At 61.9% G+C, this 18,185-nt stretch carries 22 protein-coding genes, 2 tRNA genes and 1 pseudogene; 12 read left to right on the forward strand and 13 right to left on the reverse strand.

The window, feature by feature from the left end; genetic code table 11:
* Position 1 precedes the first annotated feature (1 nt).
* Both ACVTFQ_RS03025 and ACVTFQ_RS03030 read right to left on the reverse strand, forming a co-directional pair.
* Positions 2–274 carry a hypothetical protein gene (locus tag ACVTFQ_RS03025; RefSeq protein ID WP_047507856.1) on the reverse strand — a complete coding sequence of 91 codons (273 nt, stop codon included), beginning with the start codon at positions 272–274 and terminating at the stop codon, positions 2–4.
* 92 nt (positions 275–366) lie between these two features.
* On the reverse strand, positions 367–564 hold the full coding sequence (locus ACVTFQ_RS03030; RefSeq protein WP_018899035.1) for a hypothetical protein: 198 nt from the start codon (positions 562–564) through the stop codon (positions 367–369).
* A gap of 105 nt (positions 565–669) precedes the next feature.
* Between ACVTFQ_RS03030 and ACVTFQ_RS03035 the strand changes: the two genes are divergently transcribed.
* Positions 670–915, forward strand: a complete 246-nt coding sequence (locus tag ACVTFQ_RS03035; protein WP_018899034.1) for a hypothetical protein — start codon at positions 670–672, stop codon at positions 913–915.
* Between the two features lie 55 nt (positions 916–970).
* Here ACVTFQ_RS03035 and ACVTFQ_RS03040 read toward each other — a convergent pair whose 3' ends face one another.
* Positions 971–1,357, reverse strand: coding sequence for a hypothetical protein (locus tag ACVTFQ_RS03040; protein WP_047507852.1), 387 nt, complete (start codon positions 1,355–1,357; stop codon positions 971–973).
* A 243-nt stretch (positions 1,358–1,600) separates the two neighbouring features.
* Between ACVTFQ_RS03040 and ACVTFQ_RS03045 the strand changes: the two genes are divergently transcribed.
* Entirely contained in the window at positions 1,601–2,533 is a 933-nt protein-coding gene (locus tag ACVTFQ_RS03045; protein ID WP_111564365.1) for a DUF1499 domain-containing protein, read from the forward strand.
* A gap of 8 nt (positions 2,534–2,541) precedes the next feature.
* Here ACVTFQ_RS03045 and ACVTFQ_RS03050 read toward each other — a convergent pair whose 3' ends face one another.
* Entirely contained in the window at positions 2,542–3,456 is a 915-nt protein-coding gene (locus tag ACVTFQ_RS03050) for an MBL fold metallo-hydrolase (RefSeq protein ID WP_111564366.1), read from the reverse strand.
* Between the two features lie 42 nt (positions 3,457–3,498).
* Entirely contained in the window at positions 3,499–3,795 is a 297-nt protein-coding gene (locus tag ACVTFQ_RS03055; protein ID WP_111564367.1) for a cupin domain-containing protein, read from the reverse strand.
* Positions 3,796–3,982: 187 nt separating this feature from the next.
* Here ACVTFQ_RS03055 and ACVTFQ_RS03060 point away from each other — a divergent pair.
* A tRNA-Gln gene (locus ACVTFQ_RS03060) sits at positions 3,983–4,057 on the forward strand.
* Positions 4,058–4,212: 155 nt separating this feature from the next.
* Here the strand turns inward: ACVTFQ_RS03060 and ACVTFQ_RS03065 are convergent.
* Together ACVTFQ_RS03065 and ACVTFQ_RS03070 are read right to left on the reverse strand one after the other, a co-directional pair.
* Positions 4,213–4,677, reverse strand: coding sequence for a type II toxin-antitoxin system PemK/MazF family toxin (locus ACVTFQ_RS03065; protein ID WP_111564368.1), 465 nt, complete (start codon positions 4,675–4,677; stop codon positions 4,213–4,215).
* 159 nt (positions 4,678–4,836) lie between these two features.
* On the reverse strand, positions 4,837–5,256 hold the full coding sequence (locus ACVTFQ_RS03070; RefSeq protein ID WP_111564467.1) for a hypothetical protein: 420 nt from the start codon (positions 5,254–5,256) through the stop codon (positions 4,837–4,839).
* Positions 5,257–5,525: 269 nt separating this feature from the next.
* Here ACVTFQ_RS03070 and ACVTFQ_RS03075 point away from each other — a divergent pair.
* The 4 genes from ACVTFQ_RS03075 to ACVTFQ_RS03090 all read left to right on the forward strand — a co-directional run bounded on the left by ACVTFQ_RS03075 (position 5,526) and on the right by ACVTFQ_RS03090 (position 8,403).
* Positions 5,526–5,602 (forward strand) — tRNA-Pro (locus ACVTFQ_RS03075).
* Positions 5,603–5,980: 378 nt separating this feature from the next.
* Positions 5,981–6,907 carry a hypothetical protein gene (locus tag ACVTFQ_RS03080; protein WP_111564369.1) on the forward strand — a complete coding sequence of 309 codons (927 nt, stop codon included), beginning with the start codon at positions 5,981–5,983 and terminating at the stop codon, positions 6,905–6,907.
* A gap of 152 nt (positions 6,908–7,059) precedes the next feature.
* The gene (locus tag ACVTFQ_RS03085; RefSeq protein WP_111564370.1) at positions 7,060–7,878 is read left to right on the forward strand and encodes a bifunctional allantoicase/(S)-ureidoglycine aminohydrolase; all 819 of its coding nucleotides are present in this window, start codon (positions 7,060–7,062) and stop codon (positions 7,876–7,878) included.
* Between the two features lie 15 nt (positions 7,879–7,893).
* The gene (locus tag ACVTFQ_RS03090; RefSeq protein WP_111564371.1) at positions 7,894–8,403 is read left to right on the forward strand and encodes a GNAT family N-acetyltransferase; all 510 of its coding nucleotides are present in this window, start codon (positions 7,894–7,896) and stop codon (positions 8,401–8,403) included.
* Positions 8,404–8,412: 9 nt separating this feature from the next.
* Here ACVTFQ_RS03090 and ACVTFQ_RS03095 read toward each other — a convergent pair.
* The 4 genes and pseudogenes from ACVTFQ_RS03095 to ACVTFQ_RS03110 form a co-directional block, all read right to left on the reverse strand.
* Positions 8,413–9,371 (reverse strand): annotated as a pseudogene (locus ACVTFQ_RS03095) (DMT family transporter).
* A 130-nt stretch (positions 9,372–9,501) separates the two neighbouring features.
* On the reverse strand, positions 9,502–10,986 hold the full coding sequence (gene cysN / locus ACVTFQ_RS03100) for a sulfate adenylyltransferase subunit CysN (protein WP_047507833.1): 1,485 nt from the start codon (positions 10,984–10,986) through the stop codon (positions 9,502–9,504).
* 1 nt (position 10,987) lies between these two features.
* Positions 10,988–11,941, reverse strand: coding sequence for a sulfate adenylyltransferase subunit CysD (gene cysD, locus ACVTFQ_RS03105; RefSeq protein WP_111564372.1), 954 nt, complete (start codon positions 11,939–11,941; stop codon positions 10,988–10,990).
* Between the two features lie 108 nt (positions 11,942–12,049).
* A complete protein-coding gene (locus ACVTFQ_RS03110) occupies positions 12,050–12,793 on the reverse strand; it encodes a phosphoadenylyl-sulfate reductase (protein ID WP_111564373.1) in 744 nt (247 codons plus the stop codon).
* Between the two features lie 412 nt (positions 12,794–13,205).
* Between ACVTFQ_RS03110 and ACVTFQ_RS03115 the strand changes: the two genes are divergently transcribed.
* Entirely contained in the window at positions 13,206–13,649 is a 444-nt protein-coding gene (locus ACVTFQ_RS03115; protein WP_026283096.1) for an RrF2 family transcriptional regulator, read from the forward strand.
* 15 nt (positions 13,650–13,664) lie between these two features.
* Here the strand turns inward: ACVTFQ_RS03115 and ACVTFQ_RS03120 are convergent, their stop codons facing one another.
* Complete coding sequence (locus tag ACVTFQ_RS03120; RefSeq protein WP_111564468.1) at positions 13,665–15,026, reverse strand: chloride channel protein; 1,362 nt, start codon at positions 15,024–15,026, stop codon at positions 13,665–13,667.
* A gap of 210 nt (positions 15,027–15,236) precedes the next feature.
* Between ACVTFQ_RS03120 and ACVTFQ_RS03125 the strand changes: the two genes are divergently transcribed.
* The gene (locus tag ACVTFQ_RS03125; protein ID WP_111564374.1) at positions 15,237–15,512 is read left to right on the forward strand and encodes a YlcI/YnfO family protein; all 276 of its coding nucleotides are present in this window, start codon (positions 15,237–15,239) and stop codon (positions 15,510–15,512) included.
* Between the two features lie 102 nt (positions 15,513–15,614).
* Complete coding sequence (locus ACVTFQ_RS03130) at positions 15,615–15,815, forward strand: type II toxin-antitoxin system RelE/ParE family toxin (protein WP_470423968.1); 201 nt, start codon at positions 15,615–15,617, stop codon at positions 15,813–15,815.
* A 3-nt stretch (positions 15,816–15,818) separates the two neighbouring features.
* Here ACVTFQ_RS03130 and betA read toward each other — a convergent pair whose 3' ends face one another.
* Entirely contained in the window at positions 15,819–17,468 is a 1,650-nt protein-coding gene (gene betA / locus ACVTFQ_RS03135; RefSeq protein ID WP_111564376.1) for a choline dehydrogenase, read from the reverse strand.
* Between betA and ACVTFQ_RS03140 the strand changes: the two genes are divergently transcribed.
* Together ACVTFQ_RS03140 and ACVTFQ_RS03145 are read left to right on the forward strand one after the other, a co-directional pair.
* Positions 17,449–17,766, forward strand: a complete 318-nt coding sequence (locus tag ACVTFQ_RS03140; RefSeq protein WP_313760468.1) for a type II toxin-antitoxin system RelE family toxin — start codon at positions 17,449–17,451, stop codon at positions 17,764–17,766. The two genes, betA and ACVTFQ_RS03140, sit on opposite strands and share 20 nt — an antisense overlap.
* Before the next feature lie 6 nt (positions 17,767–17,772).
* On the forward strand, positions 17,773–18,183 hold the full coding sequence (locus ACVTFQ_RS03145; RefSeq protein WP_112437169.1) for a helix-turn-helix domain-containing protein: 411 nt from the start codon (positions 17,773–17,775) through the stop codon (positions 18,181–18,183).
* The last annotated feature ends 2 nt before the right edge of the window (positions 18,184–18,185 follow it).

Here is an 18,185-nt window from a genome sequence, read left to right on the forward strand (position 1 = left end):
CTTACCAGCGATAGTAGGGACCGCCGTAATAGGGGCCGCCCATGCGCCACGACATATCAGACATCACGTATGCGCTGTCGGCCCGCGCCTGCGCCTGTCGATTGAGATCGATGCGCTGCAGGCAGGTGGCGAAGCCTTCGGTGCCGCGCTTGAAGCCGTAGCTCATGCATTGCCGCTCATCGGCCGCGCGCCGTTCTTCCGGCGTCATCGTCTGGCAGGCCGAAAGGCCGATCGCAATGGCGGCGATGGTGAGCGTCAGCGGGAGAATACGCATGGTTTCATCTTCAACGGATTGATCTTGCTGGAAATAGCAGACGCCAAGCCCGATCACCCGTCAACTAAAAACTCCGTCAGCCGCAAAACTTGTCACGCGGCGCCGGCGGGATCGCCGATCGGCAGCAGCGCCGGATCGAGCGTCGGGTCGTTCGGGTTCTTGCTGTCACCGGGATCCTGTGCCGGCGTCAGCGGCGGCTTTTCCTGCACGCGGTCGGGAATGCCGGGTGTCGGCGTCGGGCCGCGCGGGGTCTCTGGCGTGGGCACGGGAATCGGGTCGCGATTGGGCATGATTGTCTCCTTTCAAGGGAAAACGATGCCCCCAAGCTTTGGTTCCGGCTTTCGCCCGGATGAGAACCGCTATAAGAAGACGCCTCACGGAAATGGAAGCGACTGATGGCACTGCGTGATCGATTCTCGAAAAAGCTGACCTGCCCGCAATGCGGCAATAGCGGCTTCGCCGAAGCCTCCGAGACGGACGATCCGAAGCGCAAGCACCCGGGCTTCAACATCGACCAGCTGCCGCGCGGACTTTTCGTCCAGCGCCAGACCAATTTTCAGGAAACCAGCGTGATCAAATGCGAATGCGGCCGAAAGTTCGCCTTCCGCACGCTGGCCGAAGCCGCATCCGGCCGCGATTAGGCTTTTGTCGCATGTCGTTGCCGCAAAACCGCTGCACACTTTTGCGCGACATGCTTTAGAACCGCTCCAGCACCTCGATAAAGGCATCGGCGAACTGCGCGATATGGGCGGTCTCGGGCGCCGGGCTTTCCATGCGGATATCGGTGCCGTTCTGGTCGAGCACCGCGAGCACGATCCGCATGTCGGTGGAAGCGGACGGGATGCGCAGCACCGCGATCCGCTTGCAATCGTCGATCAGCCCTTCGGCAGGGAGATCGAACAGGAACTCGCCGCCGCTCTTGCCCGCCGCCGTGCGCACCGCATCGCAGAAGTCGCTGTCGCCATCGTAGCTTTCGAGCGAAAGCTCGAGCTCCAGAAGCTCCATCGGCAGAAGCGGATCGCTCGCATCGGCCCCGGCAAGCGTCGGCATGGGGCTTTCCACTGCAAGCTCGGATGCGATCATTGCTTTTCTCCTGTTCGTCCGTGACCGATGAACATGCTGCAACTGCGGGAAATCAACTCAATATCAGAAAATGCTCACGTAATCCATGCCCGCTTTGGTGGTCTAAAACGTGGCTTCATCGTGGATTGGACACGCTCGCGTAAGACAACAGTTTCAATTTAGGCGAATCTTGCACTAAACAAGTGCTTGGGCGATTTGCGCGTTCATGCGGGACGCGCCGCTTGCGACTAACCGGTAAGTTTGATGGCAATCCGTTTCGACCGCCCCATTTCCAGTGCCGCCCGCTTTTCCAGGCGGTTCGCGGCCTTTGCGCTGGTCTTGTGCCTGGCGGCGCTGATCGGTCACCGCTTCGCCGGCCTCGCCACGCCCTATCTCGTGCTCATCCTCATCGTCGCGACCGGCTTCAGCATCCTGGCCGCCGTGCTCGCCGCAGCCGGCCTGCGCAGCCTGTGGCTGACGGGCGCCGAAGGCGGACACGATGCGCTGAAGGCGCTGATCTTCGCGGCATTGCCGCTTTTCATCGGCGGACTGGCGGTCGAGCGCTATATGAGCATGCCGGTCATCTACGACGTCTCCACCGATCCCGTCTCGGTGCCGGACTGGCTGAAGACCCCAAGCGCCGACCAGATCTGGCTGAAGCGGGTTCCGGTGACGCCGGAGGATCGCGAAAAGCAGCTGGAAGCCTATCCCGAACTCACCGGCCGCCGCTACGATGGCGCCATCGACCGCGTGCTGGAGGCCGTCAAGAAGGTCGCCAAGCTCAACGGCATCCGCATCACGCGCGCCGAAGGCGACAGCGTGCCGACCCGCGATCCGGAAGACAAGCCGGCGGCCAAGCCCCAGCCCCAAGCCCAGAGCCAAGCCGCCGACAACACCGCCGTTCCCGACGAGGCCCCCGATGTCGTGCCCGTCCCAACGCCGCGTCCCTATGACGACGACGTTGCCCAGCTGATCCGCCGCGCCAACGGCGTGACGCTGCAGGGCGAGACGCGCACGCTGGTTCTCGGCCTGCGCTTCGACGTCATCATCCGTCTGCGCGAAGAGGCCGAGACCACCTTCGTCGACGTCCGCGTCGCCTCCCGCTACGGCCCCTCCGACCTCGGCTTCAGCGCCGATATCGCCGAGGATTATCTGAAAGCGCTGGACGCCGAACTGCTCGGCATCGCCGGCAGCTGACGTGAGCCCTATCGCACGGCCATCCGGTACGACCCCAAAAGCGCTGGCGGGCCATCCGTCTCGATCTCGCCGCGCTCGATCAGATCCTCGATATGCGCCAGCACGGAAAGGGCAGCCGCGCCGTGCAGCCGCGGATCGGTGTCGCGGTAGATGACTTTGACCATGCCGGGGATATTGGTATCGCCGGCCCTGATCCGCCCCAGCACCGCGCGCTCGCGCATGCGCCTATGCGTCTTCAGCGCCCGCATGAAGGAGATCGGCTTGCGTACCGGGCCGCCATGGCCGGGCAGGAGCAGCCGGTCGCGCCTTGCAATCAGCTTGTCGAGCGAGGCCATGTAATCGGCCATCGAGCCATCCGGCGGCGCGACGATCGAGGTCGCCCAGGCCATGACATGATCGGCCGAAAACAAGATGCCGGTGTCTTCAAGCGCGAATGCCATGTGGTTGGCCGCGTGCCCCGGCGTATGCACGCCCGTCAGCCGCCAGCCATCGCCCTCGATCGCTTGCGCATCGGCAAGCGCGATATCGGGACGAAACGCCATGTCGGAGCTCTCGGCGAAGGGATTGGTCTCCCCCGCATGCAGCGGCCGCGCCGCCCGGTGCGGCCCTTCGGCGACGACGATAGCCCCCGTCGCCTCCTTGAGCCGGCGCGAGAGCGGCGAGTGATCGCGATGCGTATGCGAGACGAGGATATGCGTGACCTCGCGCCCCTTAAGCGCTGCCATCAGCGCCGAAAAATGCGCGTCGTCATCGGGACCGGGATCGATGACCGCGACCGAGCGGTCGCCGACGATATAGCTGTTGGTACCGTGAAAGGTGAACGCGCTCGGATTGTTGACCGTGATCCGCTGAACGCCGGGTGCGATGGGCACTGCCTGGCCGTAGGCGGGCTCGAAGGCGCGATTGAAGTCTGGATTGGCCATGTCGTTCCTGCGGTCGTCCACCCGGTCGTGTCCTGTAACGACCTACTTGTACTCGATCTCGATGAAGGACATCGGCTTGTCGCCGGCATTGACGACATTGTGTTCGGTGCCCGCATCGCGCCGATAGGCGGCACCGGCCGTGATATCCACGCGCCGGCTATCGCCGTTCTCCTCGATCAGGAACTGGCAATCCGTCATCGGCACCACGACATAGCCCATGCCATGCGTATGCACGCCGGTATCTGCGCCGGGCTCGAAGTCCCAACGGGTGATCCTGACGACGGCATCGTCGAGGAGAAGCGTGGCAAGGGCAGGCGGGCGGGCACGATACTGGCTCATTGTCACTCCGAAGCGGTATGGTCTTGGAAGAGACCTAGCATGCCGTCCGCCAAAGCGTACAAAAAAGAGCGCACAGAAAAGACCACACAGAAATATGCTCGCCCCGAAACTTAATGATTGTGACGTTCACGGACCTTTGCTAATCAGGCGACGCAATTGGCAAGCGTTTCTCGCTGCCAGTCTCTGGTGGGGCGTCGCCAAGCGGTAAGGCACCGGTTTTTGGTACCGGCATTCCCAGGTTCGAATCCTGGCGCCCCAGCCAATGATGTTTTTGTCCAAATCCAAAAAAATAAACCCCGCCTCGTAAGACGGGGTGTCAATCATCTTGGCTTGTCGTCGCTAGGATAATCCGCCACCTCGCGGTGGACTTGAGGCGCTCCCCGATAGATCGGTAGCGCAGACACCACAAGATATGGGCTATAGCACTGCCTTCGTCAAGTGTTCCAGACCCAATGCATGCAGAACTGCTGTTGTGATCTTGTCCATCTCCTCGTGGCCGAGAATAATCGTCAGATACTTTCGCTTGTTACTGACAGGGTCTCGTTCCGTATATGGGAGTGTCAGCCGCCTGATGCCGACAGTCGCCAACATATCGGCCTTAGCCCATTTGAATTTGCCCTCGTAAGGTTTGGGTGCCTCCATCGGGAGTTCGATGCGGCACTGATATTTGATGTCTCGCTTAGGTGGTGACATGCTTAGCGGAACAACCGTACAAAGATCGCTTCTGTTGGGCAGCCGAGGGGAGATGACAACCGCCAAGCGCTCTTTGATCATCTCTGGCTCTTTGAAGCCGGTTCTGTAATCGCAAATGACAACTGCACCCACTCTCGGATGGAAATTAAGGGCCACGATCCACCGCTCACGTCGTTCTCTCGTGAGCATCTAGCGTCAAATACATCCAAGAGTCGATAAATTTGACGCTAAAACCATGGTTTGCAGATCGTCCATTTCCCGGGGGGCGCTATAGCTTTGAGACTTCGTCCAAAACAAAAAAGGCGGAACCCGCGTCCCGCCTTTCGTGTCTCTCGCTTTCGCTGCGCCTTACTGCGCGGCCGGCTGGGCAGGCGCCAGGAATTCGGCGCAGTAGGATGGGCCGCCGTTGAGGCCGGGCAGGTCGCCGGATACCTTGATGCTGCGGATCGTGTAGTCCGAGCTGGTGGTGATCACGGCCTTGCAGCGCAGATACTGTTTGCGGGCAGGAGAGATCTGCTTGCCGCGCTTGCCCTCAGTGCCATCGGCGTATTTCGCCGGAATGGTCACGGTCTTGTAGCCGCCCTGCCAGGTGTAGACATTGCCGCCGCCATTGTCGGCGTCGGTCTGCGGCGGGCCGAAGGCTGCGAAGAACTTGCCGGCGGACTGGCCGACCCAGCGGCTGGAGATCGGATCGGCGGCCGTCGGGATGGTCGTGCAGCCGGCCAAGGCGATGGCCAGCGCTGCGGCTGCGAAAGTGCGGAGTTTCATGGTGTCGTCCCTGGATTTGTCGCGCATTCGGCGGCGGGAATCACTGCCCCTGCAGCGTTTCAGCCTGTCCTGACAGCGCTTTAGCGCGGAACCCGGCAAAAGAAAATCAGCTCTTTTTCGCAAGCGCAAAATTTGCGTCAGGTGTGGCTTTTTGCTCGCGCGCAAGCCTGGGCGCGCTTCCCGCCGCCGCCGTCATAAAAATGCAACCCGCTTTGGATTTTGGTGCTTGCGCAAGCCGTTGGGCCGGTCTATAGAGGCGCCGCTGGTCACGGAGTGTAGCGCAGTCTGGTAGCGCACCACGTTCGGGACGTGGGGGTCGGAGGTTCGAATCCTCTCACTCCGACCAGCTGAAAATCCCGGCACTACAGGATTTTCCACCCGATCCCGAATTTCTGACTTTCTCTGTTCTCACGGCGGCAATGGCAGAACTCTGTCGGCCTTGCCCATACTTGTCTAAACCGGCACGGTTTTCTTCCCATCAGCCACCCGGATTCGCCGATCCCCAATATCATCTGCAAGATTAAAATACGCCTCGCGCGAATATCCTCACGGACAGGTCAGTCGGCGATTGCTGCCATCGGGCTTCTGTCGCAATATTTCACGAATCCGAGCGGCTCGCTGCAATGACCCGTATTGCGTGTGTAGATTAGTCGCATGCCAGTGGTAACAATCTGTTAACCATAAAACGATAGCTATTCTGAGCGAGCCAAATAGGCGTGGGGGAATGCAGGCCATGATTACCAGAATAAAGGTCATTACTTTCCACACCGAAGGTTTTCCCCATGATGATGGTCTGCCGCTGGACCAATCCATGGAAGATCTGAAGGCGCTCGTTCTATCGCAGGGATGCGAGTTTGAGGCCTATACGCCGCGAAAACTCCGCGCCTTGGGCGCCGAGGATCTGGTGCAGCGCTATGACGACAAGTACGCCTTGCCGAAAAATCCGGGCCTGCACACGATCGGCATGTGCGCCTGGAAGCCGTTCGTCTTGCTCCATGCTTTGCAATCGATGAACAAAAACGACCTCGTGATCTACACGGACGCCAACATTGGCAAGTATCCCGGCCTGCGGGTTGCCATGGAAAACATTCCGGAATTCGTTGCCGGAACGGGCGATGTTCATGACTTCTTCGTGGGCCGCGAGTGTGAGGATCAGCGCCGAAAGGTCGCGCAACATGCGAGCGGTCGCCAGATCGTCGAAATTGGCGGGAATACGGTGTTTTCGTGCAATTTCCCGATGCATATCGTCAACAGGATCGTGTCCAGGAACACGCCGGCCGCCAAGGAAATACTGCTGTACTGGCTCGCACTGTGCAGGGTGCAGAAGTTTATCCTTCCGCCTTTGGTCGGTGATCATCACGAGGAATACAGATGGTTCTGCCCCGAGCAGTCGGTTCTGAACTTGATTCTGGCGAACCTTATCGAGGAAGGGCAACTTCCTTACTACTATTCGACCATCGGCTTTGATCGAGCGGGCCGACGATTTGTTGGCGACAATTCGCACCTGTCTTGTATTTCCGCGCCGATTGGCAGACCGAACTACATCCCGTTTCGTCAGCGTTTCGCGAAGGAAATCGCCGAGGCGGAACTATACGCGGTCACGCGCACGGCGCAGCCGTTGCCGGTTGATGGCGCCAAGAAGGCGGCGTGATGCCGCTTTCACGATGAGCGTCACGGTCAGGTCACCTGGCCCACGGCGCCATGGTCTCCCGGACAGAAAAACACTTCCGCCAATCCGCATATTGCCTCGTTGGAATCTCGCGCTTAAAGCTTGATGTCACAAATGTCATGAGAAGCGGATCGATGAGCAGAGATTACTATTCCAGCATGGGCGGCCTGCCGCCGCAGACCGATCTTTTGTCGAGCAAGGCGGTGTTCACGACGGCCTACGCCGTCATCCCGCGCAGCGTGATGACCGATATCGTCACCAGCTATCTGCCCCATTGGCAGGGCACGCGCGCCTGGGTGATCTCCCGCCCGATGACCGGCTTCTCCGAGACCTTCTCGCAATACATCATGGAAGTGCAGCCCGGCGGCGGCAGTGACCGGCCGGAGCCGGAAAAGCGCGCCGAGGGCGTGCTCTTCGTCGTCGATGGCGAGGTGACGGTCGATCACGAGGGCGCCACCCACGTGCTGCGTCCCGGCTCCTTCGCCTTCCTGCCGGCGGGCTCGAAGTGGACGCTCTGGAACAAGGGTGCAGATGCCGCCAAGTTTCACTGGATCCGCAAGGCCTTCCAGCCGGTTGAAGGCCTGGAGCCGCCACCGGCGCTCTTCACCCATGAGGATCAGAACCCGCCGCAGTCGATGCCCGATACCGACGACGTCTGGGCGACCACCCGCTTCATCGACCCGTCCGACCTGCGCTACGACATGCATGTGACCATCGTCACGCTCGAGCCCGGCGGCGTCATCCCCTTCATGGAAACCCACGTCATGGAGCACGGTCTCTACGTGCTCGAGGGCAGGGCGGTCTATCGGCTCAACAAGGATTGGGTCGAGGTCGAGGCCGGCGACTACATGTGGCTGCGCGCCTTCTGCCCGCAGGCCTGCTACGCTGGCGGCCCCGGCCGCTTCCGCTATCTGCTCTACAAGGACGTCAACCGGCACATGCCGCTGTTCTAGGCGGAGGCAATACCGATGACGGCATCTATCGAGATCAGGCGGGCCCAAGCGGCGGATGCGGCGGCACTCAGCCAGTTCGCCGCCCGCCTGTTCCGCGCCACCTATGGCGACGACACGCCGGCCGCCGATCTCGAAGCCTATGTTACCAAGGCCTTCCGGCCGGACATCCAGGCCACCGAGATCGCCGACCCTGAGGCCGCCGTCTTTCTGGCAACGGACGGCGACACGATTGCCGGCTACGCCCATCTCGTCGTCTCGCCATCCATCGCCGACGCCAGCCTGCTCAGCCGCATCTACATCGACACCGCCTGGCGCGGCCAGGGCCTCGCCAATCACCTGCTCGACGCTGTTATCTCGGAATGTGCGGCGCGCGGCGTGGAGCGCCTGCAATTGACGGTCTACGAAAAGAACGCCCGCGCCATCGCCTTCTACGACAAGGTCGGCTTCGTGCCGGTCGGCAGCACGACCTTCACGGTGGGTCAGGATGTGCAGACGGATATCGTCATGGAACGCGCGACGCGCTAGCGCCCGTCGTCAAATATCGCTCGCCGCATAAGGCCAACGCCGCACCGCCTGCGCCGCCGTCATCCGCCGCACCCCGCCGCCACCGGCGAACCGCCGCAACACCCGGCCATCGATCACGACCAGGCTGCTCAAGATCAGCGCCATTCCCGCGAACTCGAACATCCGCAGCCGCTCGCCGAGGAAGAGCGCGCCGAGCAGCGTGGCGCTCACCGGCACCAGCAGCGTCACCAGCGAGGCATTGGTGGCGCCTGCCGAGGCGATGAGGCTGAAGTAGAGGATGAAGGCAAGCGCCGTGCACAGGAGACCGAGGATCGCGATCGCCACCCATGTCGTTCCGCTCACGGGGATGATGTCATCAGGCGCGCAGAAGATGGCGACGACGGGCAGCATCAGCAGGCTCGAGACCGTCAGCTGGCCGGTGGCGATCACCTCGGCGCCGATGCTGCGGAAGCGTCTCGCAAGCACGACGCCGAATGCATAGGAGATGGAGGCGCGCCGATGACCGCGAGCTTGGCCCATAGCGGCCCATCGAGATCGAAGATCAAGCTGGGGCCGATCAGCACCACGGCACCGGCGACGCCGAGCGCGATGCCGGCGAGTGCCGTGACTGACAGCCTCTCGTCTTTCGCAAGCATGGTGGCGACGAAGATCGTCCAGAGCGGCGTCGTCGCATAGAATATCGAGGCGAGCCCGGCGCCGAGTTCGGTCTGCCCGGCGAATATCAGCGAAAACGGGATGACGTTGTTCAACAGCGCCAGGCCGAGGAAGCCGGCCGGGTGCGCCAGCACCGGGGCGAAGGACAGGCCGCGAAGCTTCAGCCAAAGATGCAGCGCCAGTGCCGCGATCGATACCCGGTAGAAGACGAGAGCCAGCGGCGAAATCTCGGAAACGGCGATTCGCCCGATGAAGAACGAACAGCCCCACAGCGCGCCGAGCAGCAGCAGCCGGCTCCAATCCTGTGATGACATGGCGCGCCCCGCCGTGACAGGCACGACGGTGCTTTGTGACGAGACAGGCCTTACCGGTGTTGCGATGCCACGCATGCCCTTGCCTCCCAAAAGAAAACGGGGCCAATCGGCCCCGTCTCATGTCGTCATGTCAGATGTCGCCGCCGGCGTTGGTCCAGAGGTTGGCGGCCTCCGCCGCCGTCATCCGGCGCACTTCCGCTTCGTCGCGGCGGCTGGAAAACAGCTCGCTGGCCATGATCTGGTCGGCAAGATCGGCCGGCAGCGACAGGATCACGCGGCCGTCGCCGCTGTGAAGGCCGCTGAGCTCCGAACGCTTGCCCGTCACCATGCCGCCGGCCACCGTGTTGTTGGTTTCCGGATCGATCAGGATGAAGGCGCCCGAGGAGCGGTTCTGCTCATAGGGGTCGAAGATCGCCGCTTCGTCGAAGGTCAGATGCACCTTGCCGATGGCGTTCATGTAGAGCGTCTCGGCCGAGGTCCAGGTGCCGGTCTTCAGCTGCAACTGCGCGACAGGCTGGACCTGAACACGCTGGCGGCGGCTGCCGCTCTTCAGCCAGTAGCGCTTTCCAGCCTCGATGCCCTCGGGCTGCAAGGCGACGATCTGCGCGTCGAAGGAGAGGCCCACCTGCGGCTGGCTGTCGATCGAAACGATCATGTCGCCGCGCGCCACGTCCACCTGGCGGTCGAGCACCAGCGTGATCGCGTCGCCCGCCACCGCCGCGTTGCGCACGAGGTCGAAGGTGACGATCTTGGTGACGTTGGCGACCATGCCCGACGGCAGGATCATCACGCTGTCACCCGGCTTCACAGAGCCGCCGGCAACCGTGCCCTGATAACCGCGGAAGCTTTCGCCCGGACGCGACACGCGCTGCACGGAGAGGCGGAAGCCGACCGTCTGCGACGAGCGCACGGTGGCAAGCTCCAGCGTTTCCACCAGCGTCGGGCCGGCATACCATGGCATCGAAGCCTCGCCGGAATAGACGACGTTTTCGCCCTTCAGCGCCGACATCGGGATCGCGGTGATCTGCTTGACGCCGAGCGACAGCGCGAACTCGCGGAACTCGTGGACGATCTTTTCGAAGCCGGCGCGATCATAGTTCGTGAGGTCGATCTTGTTGACCGCGAGCACGAACTGCTTGATCCCGAGCAGCGAGGCGATCGTCGCATGACGGCGCGTCTGCTCGAGAATGCCGGCGCGGGCATCGACCAAGAGGATGGCGAGGTCGGCGGTCGAGGCGCCGGTCGCCATGTTGCGGGTGTACTGCTCGTGGCCGGGGGTGTCGGCAACGATGAAGGAGCGCTTGTCGGTCGCGAAATAGCGATAGGCGACGTCGATGGTGATGCCCTGTTCGCGCTCGGCCTGCAGGCCGTCGAGAAGCAACGCGAAGTCGGGAAGGCCGAGATCGTTCTGCTTGCCGGTGGAATCGCGCCGCAGCGTCGCTGCCTGGTCTTCCTTGACAGCCTTGGTGTCCCAGAGCAGGCGTCCGATCAGCGTGGACTTTCCGTCATCGACGCTGCCGCAGGTGATGAGGCGCAACGGTCGCGTGTCGCGCACGGCCTGGGCGGGCTCGGCGGCGGGGGCGGCGATGGCGCTTGCTGTTGCTGCTGCAGTCATCTCAGAAATATCCTTCACGCTTCTTTTTCTCCATGGAGCCGGACTGGTCGCGGTCGATGGCGCGGCCCTGGCGTTCGGAGACAGTGGCAATTTCAAGTTCGGCGATAATGTCGTCCATCGTCGTGGCGGTGGACTTGATCGCGCCCGTCAGCGGGAAGCAGCCAAGCGTGCGGAAGCGGATGAAGTCTTCCTGCTTCGTCTCGCCGGGCAGCAGCTCCAGGCGCGGATCGGTCGCATCGATCATCATGCCGTCGCGCTCGACATAGGGGCGCTTGGCGGCGAAATAGAGCGGCACGATCGGAATGTTTTCGGCCTGGATGTAGCGCCAGATGTCGACCTCGGTCCAGTTCGACAGCGGGAAGGCGCGCACGCTTTCGCCGCTGCGGATCTGGCCGTTATAGATGTTCCAGAGCTCGGGGCGCTGGTTGCGCGGATCCCAGCGGTGGTCGGGGGTGCGGAAAGAGTAGATGCGTTCCTTCGCGCGGCTGGCTTCCTCGTCGCGTCGCGCACCGCCGAAGGCCGCGTCGAACTTGCCAGCGTCGAGCGCATTGCGCAGCGCTTCTGTCTTCATGATGTCGGTATAGCGCGCCGAGCCATAGGTGAACGGCGTGATGTTTTCGGCCGCACCGCGCGGATTGATGTGCTCGATCAGATCGAGATCATATTCCTTCACGATCTTGTCGCGGAAGGTGATCATCTCCGCGAACTTCCAGCCGGTGTTGACGTGAAGCAGCGGGAAGGGCACGCGGCCGGGATAGAAGGCCTTGCGCGCCAGATGCAGCAGCACGGAACTATCCTTGCCGATCGAGTAGAGCATCACGGGACGCTCGAACTCGGCCGCCACTTCGCGGAAGATATGAATGGATTCGTTTTCGAGCGCCTTCAGATGAGGGTCGAGCGGCGGCTTGGTGCTCTGCGGATTGCTGAGTTCCGTATCCGGACGGCTATCGGGCATGTCTTACTCCAGACTTCGATCATTCGCAGGCAAATGACCTGGAATGCAATGAGACTATGCATCGGGGAGCGCCGGCGGCTGCCGCGCTCTGATCCCGATGCCGAGGGGTTACTGTTGGATGGAAATGGCGGACGCCTCTTCAGCCACGTGCAGGCCGCATTCGCGCGTCTGGTCCTGTTCCCACCACCAGCGGCCGGCGCGCTCGGGCTCGCCGGGCTTGATGGCGCGGGTACACGGCTCGCAGCCGATCGAGGGGTAACCGCGCGCATGCAGCGGGTTGATCGGCACGCTGCTGTCGGCGACGTAAGCCTTGATGACGTCGATGTCCCAATCGGCCAGCGGATTGACCTTCAGCAGATGGCGATCGGCGTCATATTCGGCGAACGGCGTTTCCGAGCGATTGGCCGACTGGCCGCGGCGCAGGCCGGTGATCCAGATGGTTGCCCCATTGAGCGCGCGCGCAAGCGGCTTCAGCTTGCGCACGCCACAACAGGCATGCCGGGCTTCGACGCTCTCGTAGAAACCGTTAAGGCCGTATTGCGCCGCATAGGCGTCGATATCGGCCTGCTCGGGCTCGTAGCGGCTGATGTGGATGTCGTACTGCTTTTCCGTCTCGTCGATCAGGTTCAGCGTCTCGGCAAAGAGGCGGCCGGTCTGCAGCGTCACGACGTCAATCGGCAGTCGGTGATTGCCGATCTCGGCGGTGATGACCTGGTCTTCGATACCAAGCGACGTCGTGAACACGACCCGCCCGCCGAGGCTGGCGACGAACGACAGGCGTTCCGCCAGAGATAGGCTTGCAAGCTTCGTGTTCAGCGTTTCCGCTTCTTCGATTGTATGAGCAACAGTCATGGGAATCCTGTCCTAGATGTTGACAGGAGTATCGCAGCTTGGGGATGGAGAGGACAGAAACAGGCATTTCGAAAGCAGGCTGGAATGGAGCAAATATCTCTCCCCTGCCGCTGCAATGCAGAAAAGCAGCCGCGCCAGCATGAATGGCCAGCGTCGCGCCTTAATCTCTATTGATTTAGTAGGGTTACACGTCGCCTGTCAATCGGAAATGTGATTTGATGCTTGGAGGATCGCTTTTTCGGTTAAATTCGAGATTGCTGATTTGAGATTGAAAACAAGGCTGAAAAGCCTGTTTCTCAGGGGTTTTGCGCGCTTGTTCAAACTATGTTCATCCAGCGCGTGAGATAGAAAGAAAAAGAAGAGTTCCGCCGGGCGCAATTAGTGTCCGCCGCTTGTGTGTCGATGGCTGAAAATGATTACGCAGAAGGCGAAATACGCGCTTAGGGCGCTCACCGTTCTGGCCGAGGCCGATGACGGCGAACCTGTGATGATCTCCGATATCGCGGCGCAGCAGAAGATCCCGAAGAAGTTCCTCGAGCAGATCCTGCTCGACCTCAAGCACCAGGGCATCGTCGTCAGCCGCCGTGGCAAGCAGGGCGGCTATCTGCTCCTGAAGCCGGCCGACATGATCACCTTCGGCGAAGTGCTGCGCATCATCGACGGCCCGATCGCCCCGCTGCCCTGCCTATCGATCACCGCCTACCGCAAGTGCGACGATTGCGACGGCGAGCAGAACTGCGAAATCCGCCACGTCTTCGCCAAGGTGGCCGACGCCACCCGCAAGGTGCTGTTTTCGACGACGATCGCCGACGCCGTGGCGCCACGCGGTGCCGAGGTCACGCGGATGCTGGCCTAAGGCACGCCACTGGTCCTAATGGGCCGGCTCTTCCTGATGTGACGCCTTCTCCGCCGCGCGCCGCGCCCGGATCGTGGCTGCGATGAACACCCGCGACAGGCCGTGATAGAGAGGCTCGCGCGACAGGAAGCGCGAGGTCACATAGCCGATCATCGACACCGCCATGATCGGGATCACCGCCTCATGATCGCCCGTCATCTCCAGAATGATCACAAAGGCCGTCATCGGCGCCTGCACGACACCAGCGAAATATCCGGCCATCCCGAGGATCGCGGCCAGCGCGATGCTGCTGCCGATCAGCGAGCCGACCGTGCTGCCGAAACCGGCGCCGACGGCAAGCGACGGCGCGAAGATGCCGCCGGGAATGCCTGAGATCATCGACAGGAAGCTGGCGAGCAGTTTCTCCACGAAGAAGAATAGCGGCAGCGCATGGCCCTCGACAGCGCCGCGCGCCTGCTCGTAGCCGGTGCCGAACGTATTGCCGCCCGACGCGATGCCGATAACGGCGATAACAAGCCCGCAGCCGCCTGCAAGGCACAGCATCCGCTTCAGGGGCTGCGGTTGCGCCCAGCGACGCACGCGCTGGCCGACATGCAGTGCAAGACCGCTGAACCCGGCCCCGAGCGCCCCGCCGCCGACGCCGCAGATGAGGACGAGGCCCCAATCGGCCATATGCATCGGGGCCACCGAGGTAGAGCCGAAATAGTTGTAGCTGCCCGACAGCCCGAGCGCGGCGAGACCGGAGAGGATCACCGCGGTCAGCACCAGCCCGTTCGACCGCGACTCGTAGGTGCGGCTCATCTCCTCGATGGCAAAGACGATGCCCGCAAGCGGCGTGTTGAACGCAGCCGCGATGCCGGCGGCCGAGCCCGCCAGGATCAGCCCGCGCGCCTGCGCCATGCCGCCGAAGCGGGCGACCGCCAGCATGATCGACGCGCCCACCTGCACCGTCGGCCCCTCGCGGCCGATCGATGCGCCGGAGAAGAGGCCGAGCACGGTGAGCAGGATCTTGCCGCCGGCAATCCGGAGCGACAGCAGCCGCGTGCGGTCGGCCTCGTCATGCAGGTGCCGCGCCGCGATCGCCTGCGGAATGCCGCTCCCCTGCGAATTCGGAAACAGCTTCGCCGCCAGATAGGCCGACAGCACGAAGCTGGCCGGCGTGATGATCAGCGGCAAAAGGAACGACCACCGCCCTGATGTCGTCACCGCCGCAAACGCCTTCTGCGCCATGTCGGCGAGTTCCGCGAAGGCGACGCTGATCAACCCGATCGCGAGCGCCCCGCACCAGAACACCAGACGCGGACGCCAGAGCGAGAACGAGCCTCGAAACACGCGCGAACGGCGGAGCAGCTTGGATTTGCGATAGAGTGGGGGCATGTCGGTCACTTGGGGGCATGGGGACAGAAAAGGGGGCATCGGTCTTATCTGCCCCGTGGCCCGCGTTTGCAAGCCCTGGCGAATATGCGGGCGAGGTTGCGGATCTCCAATTTCGTCTGACGGCCAACTGATCGCCGAGCCGAGCCGTAACTTGTCACCTGTCGCCTGTTGCACTATCATGCATCGCAATTGCAACGCGCGAGGTCTGTCATGAAATCTGCAACGCTTCCGTCTCTGCGTGTCGATCCGGAGCTGCGTGCCGCCGCTGAAAGCGTCCTGAACGAAGGCGAGACCCTGTCGGCGTTCATGGAAGATTCGCTGCGTCGACAGGTTCATTATCGGAGAACGCAGGCGGAATTCATTGCGCGGGGTTTGGCGTCGAGAGAGGAAGCCAAGCGGACGGGTGAGTATTACAGCGCGGAATTCGTCCTCGCGGAACTGAAGGAAATGCTGGACGATGCTCTGGATAAAGATGCTGCGGAATGACTTACTCGGTCCGCTTAACGCGAAGGGCCAGGGAAAATATCAAGCCTCTACCAGTTTCTTCTGCAGCGAGATAAGCACGCTGCCAAGCGTGCCTATTCCGCTATCCAGAGAGGCATTGTCAGCTTCAGCCAGTTCCCGTTCAGCTGCCGAAAGGCTGATCTTAGTGAGGCTGGAGACGCCTTTCTACGGGAGATGCTGATCCCATTCGGGGACAGTGGCTATGTCATCCTTTTTGAAATCGAAGACAGCACAACCGTAACCATCCTCGCCGTCCGCCATCAACGCGAAGACGATTACCATTAACCCCTACCGATCACTCACTTCCCAGCGCGGATTGATCCACGGCTCCTGGTTGGAGCGCGGCAGCGGCTGCTTGCCGAGGATGTGATCGGCGGCCTTCTCGCCGGTCATGATCGACGGGCCGTTGAGGTTGCCATAGGTCACATGCGGGAAGATCGAACTATCGGCGACGCGCAGGCCGTCGACGCCGATCACCCGCGTTTCCGGATCGACCACCGCCATCGGATCATCCTTGGCGCCCATCTTGCAGGTGCCGCAGGGGTGATAGGCGCTTTCCAGATGCTCGCGCAGGAAGGCGTCGATCTCTTCGTCGGTCTGGACGTTCTCGCCCGGCTGGATCTCGGAGCCGCGATACTGGTCGAAAGCCTGCTGGCCGAAGATCTCGCGGGTAAGCCGCACGCAGTGGCGGAACTTCTCCCAGTCCTCGGCATGGCTCATATAGTTGAAGCGGATCAACGGATCGGCCTTCGGATCGGCGGAGGCGAGCGTCACGTTCCCTCGTGATTTCGACAGGTTAAAGCCGACATGCACCTGGAAGCCGTGGCTCTTGGCCGCCGCCTTGCCGTCATAGCTGATTGCAACAGGAAGGAAGTGATACTGGATATCCGGCTGCTTGACACCGGGGCCTGATCGCAGGAAAGCGCAGGCCTCGAACTGGTTGGAAGTGCCCAGGCCCGACTTGGTGAACATCCACTGCGCGCCTGCAACGCCCTGCCAGAACCAGGGCAGCCACGAGTAAAGAGACACCGGCTTGGTCGAGACCTGCTGGAAATAGAATTCCAGATGGTCCTGCAGGTTGGCGCCGACACCAGGCCGATCCGCCTTCACCTCGATCCCCATCTCCTTCAGATGCGCCGCCGGGCCGATGCCCGAGAGCATCAGCAGCTTCGGCGAATTGAACGAGGAAGCCGAGACGATCACCTCGCGGTTGGCCTTGATGACCTCGACCTTGCCGCCGCGTTCGATCTCGACGCCAACAGCCCGGCGGTTTTCGATCACCACCTTGCGGGCAAGGCCATAGACGAGATCAACATTCGCCCGCTTCAGCGCCGGCTTCAGATAGGCTGAAGCGGCCGACCAGCGCCGCCCCTGAAAGATCGTCTGCTCCATCAGCCCGAAGCCTTCCTGCTTCGAGCCGTTATAGTCGTCCGTCGCCTCGAAGCCTGCCTGCTTGCCGGCTTCGATGAAGGCGTGAAACAGCGGGTTGCGCATGCCGCCACGCTGCACATGCAGCGGCCCGTCCGTCCCGCGCCATCCCTCTTCGCCGCCGTGGCTATGCTCCATCCGCTTGAAATAGGGGAGTACGTCGGCATAAGCCCAGCCATTGGCGCCAAGCGCCTCCCAGCGGTTGTAATCCTCCGCATGCCCGCGCACATAGACCATGCCGTTGATCGACGACGATCCGCCGATCACCTTGCCGCGCGGCGCGGTGATGCGGCGGTTGTTGAGGTTTGGCTCTGGCTCGGAAAGATAGCCCCAATTGTAGCGCTTCATGCTCATCGGCCAGGCCAGAGCCGCCGGCATCTGGATAAACGGCCCGAAATCCGACCCGCCGGCCTCGATGACGATAACACTGTTCTTGCCGTCTTCCGACAGCCTGTAGGCAAGCGCCGAGCCCGCCGAGCCGGAACCGATGATGACGAAATCTGCCTGCATGAATTTGCAACCCTTAATTGATTTGTGCGGCGCTCTGGTTTATGTTGCTAGGATGAAGCCTGTGATCTACTCTAAACTTGCGCAGAGAAGCTTGGAGCGGATGCAGCCCAAGCGTCAGGCCGCGATCAAGGCAAAGGTCCACGCCTTCGCTCGCGGAGAGACGGTGGATGTGAAAAAGCTTGTCGGAACGGATCTCGTTCGCATACGTGTCGGCAATGACCGCGTCATCATCGATGAGCAGACCGGGCTTGTCCTTGTCATCAACGTCGGCCCCCGCGGCAGCATTTACAAGGAGTAACGCGGCATGACCAAAGCGCACAAATTGGCTGTCGACGGTGACCGCGACGATGACGTCTTCACGAAGCTTGATGTTCAAAGGCTCAAGATCGACGGCAAGAATTACGTTTTGCTGCTTGAGGAAGATTACGAAGATTTGGTCGATGGCTTGAGTGCCACCAGGGTAATGGCGCGCATTGCCGCCGGCGAGGAGACCTGGCCAGCGGAATTTGTCTACGAGCTGCTCGAGAGCGACAGCCGCATCCGCTCCTATCGTACCTACCGCAAGATGAGCCCGGCGGAACTTGCGCAGGCGGCCGGGCTGTCCGAAGCGGAGTTCTCCGAAATCGAGACCGGCAAGAAGACGGGTTCCGTCGATGTGCTGAAGCGCATCGCGTCGGCCCTGAATGTCGATCTCGACGATCTCGTTGTCGGCTGAGT

The sequence above is a fragment of the Rhizobium sp. O111 genome, assembly GCF_055616315.1.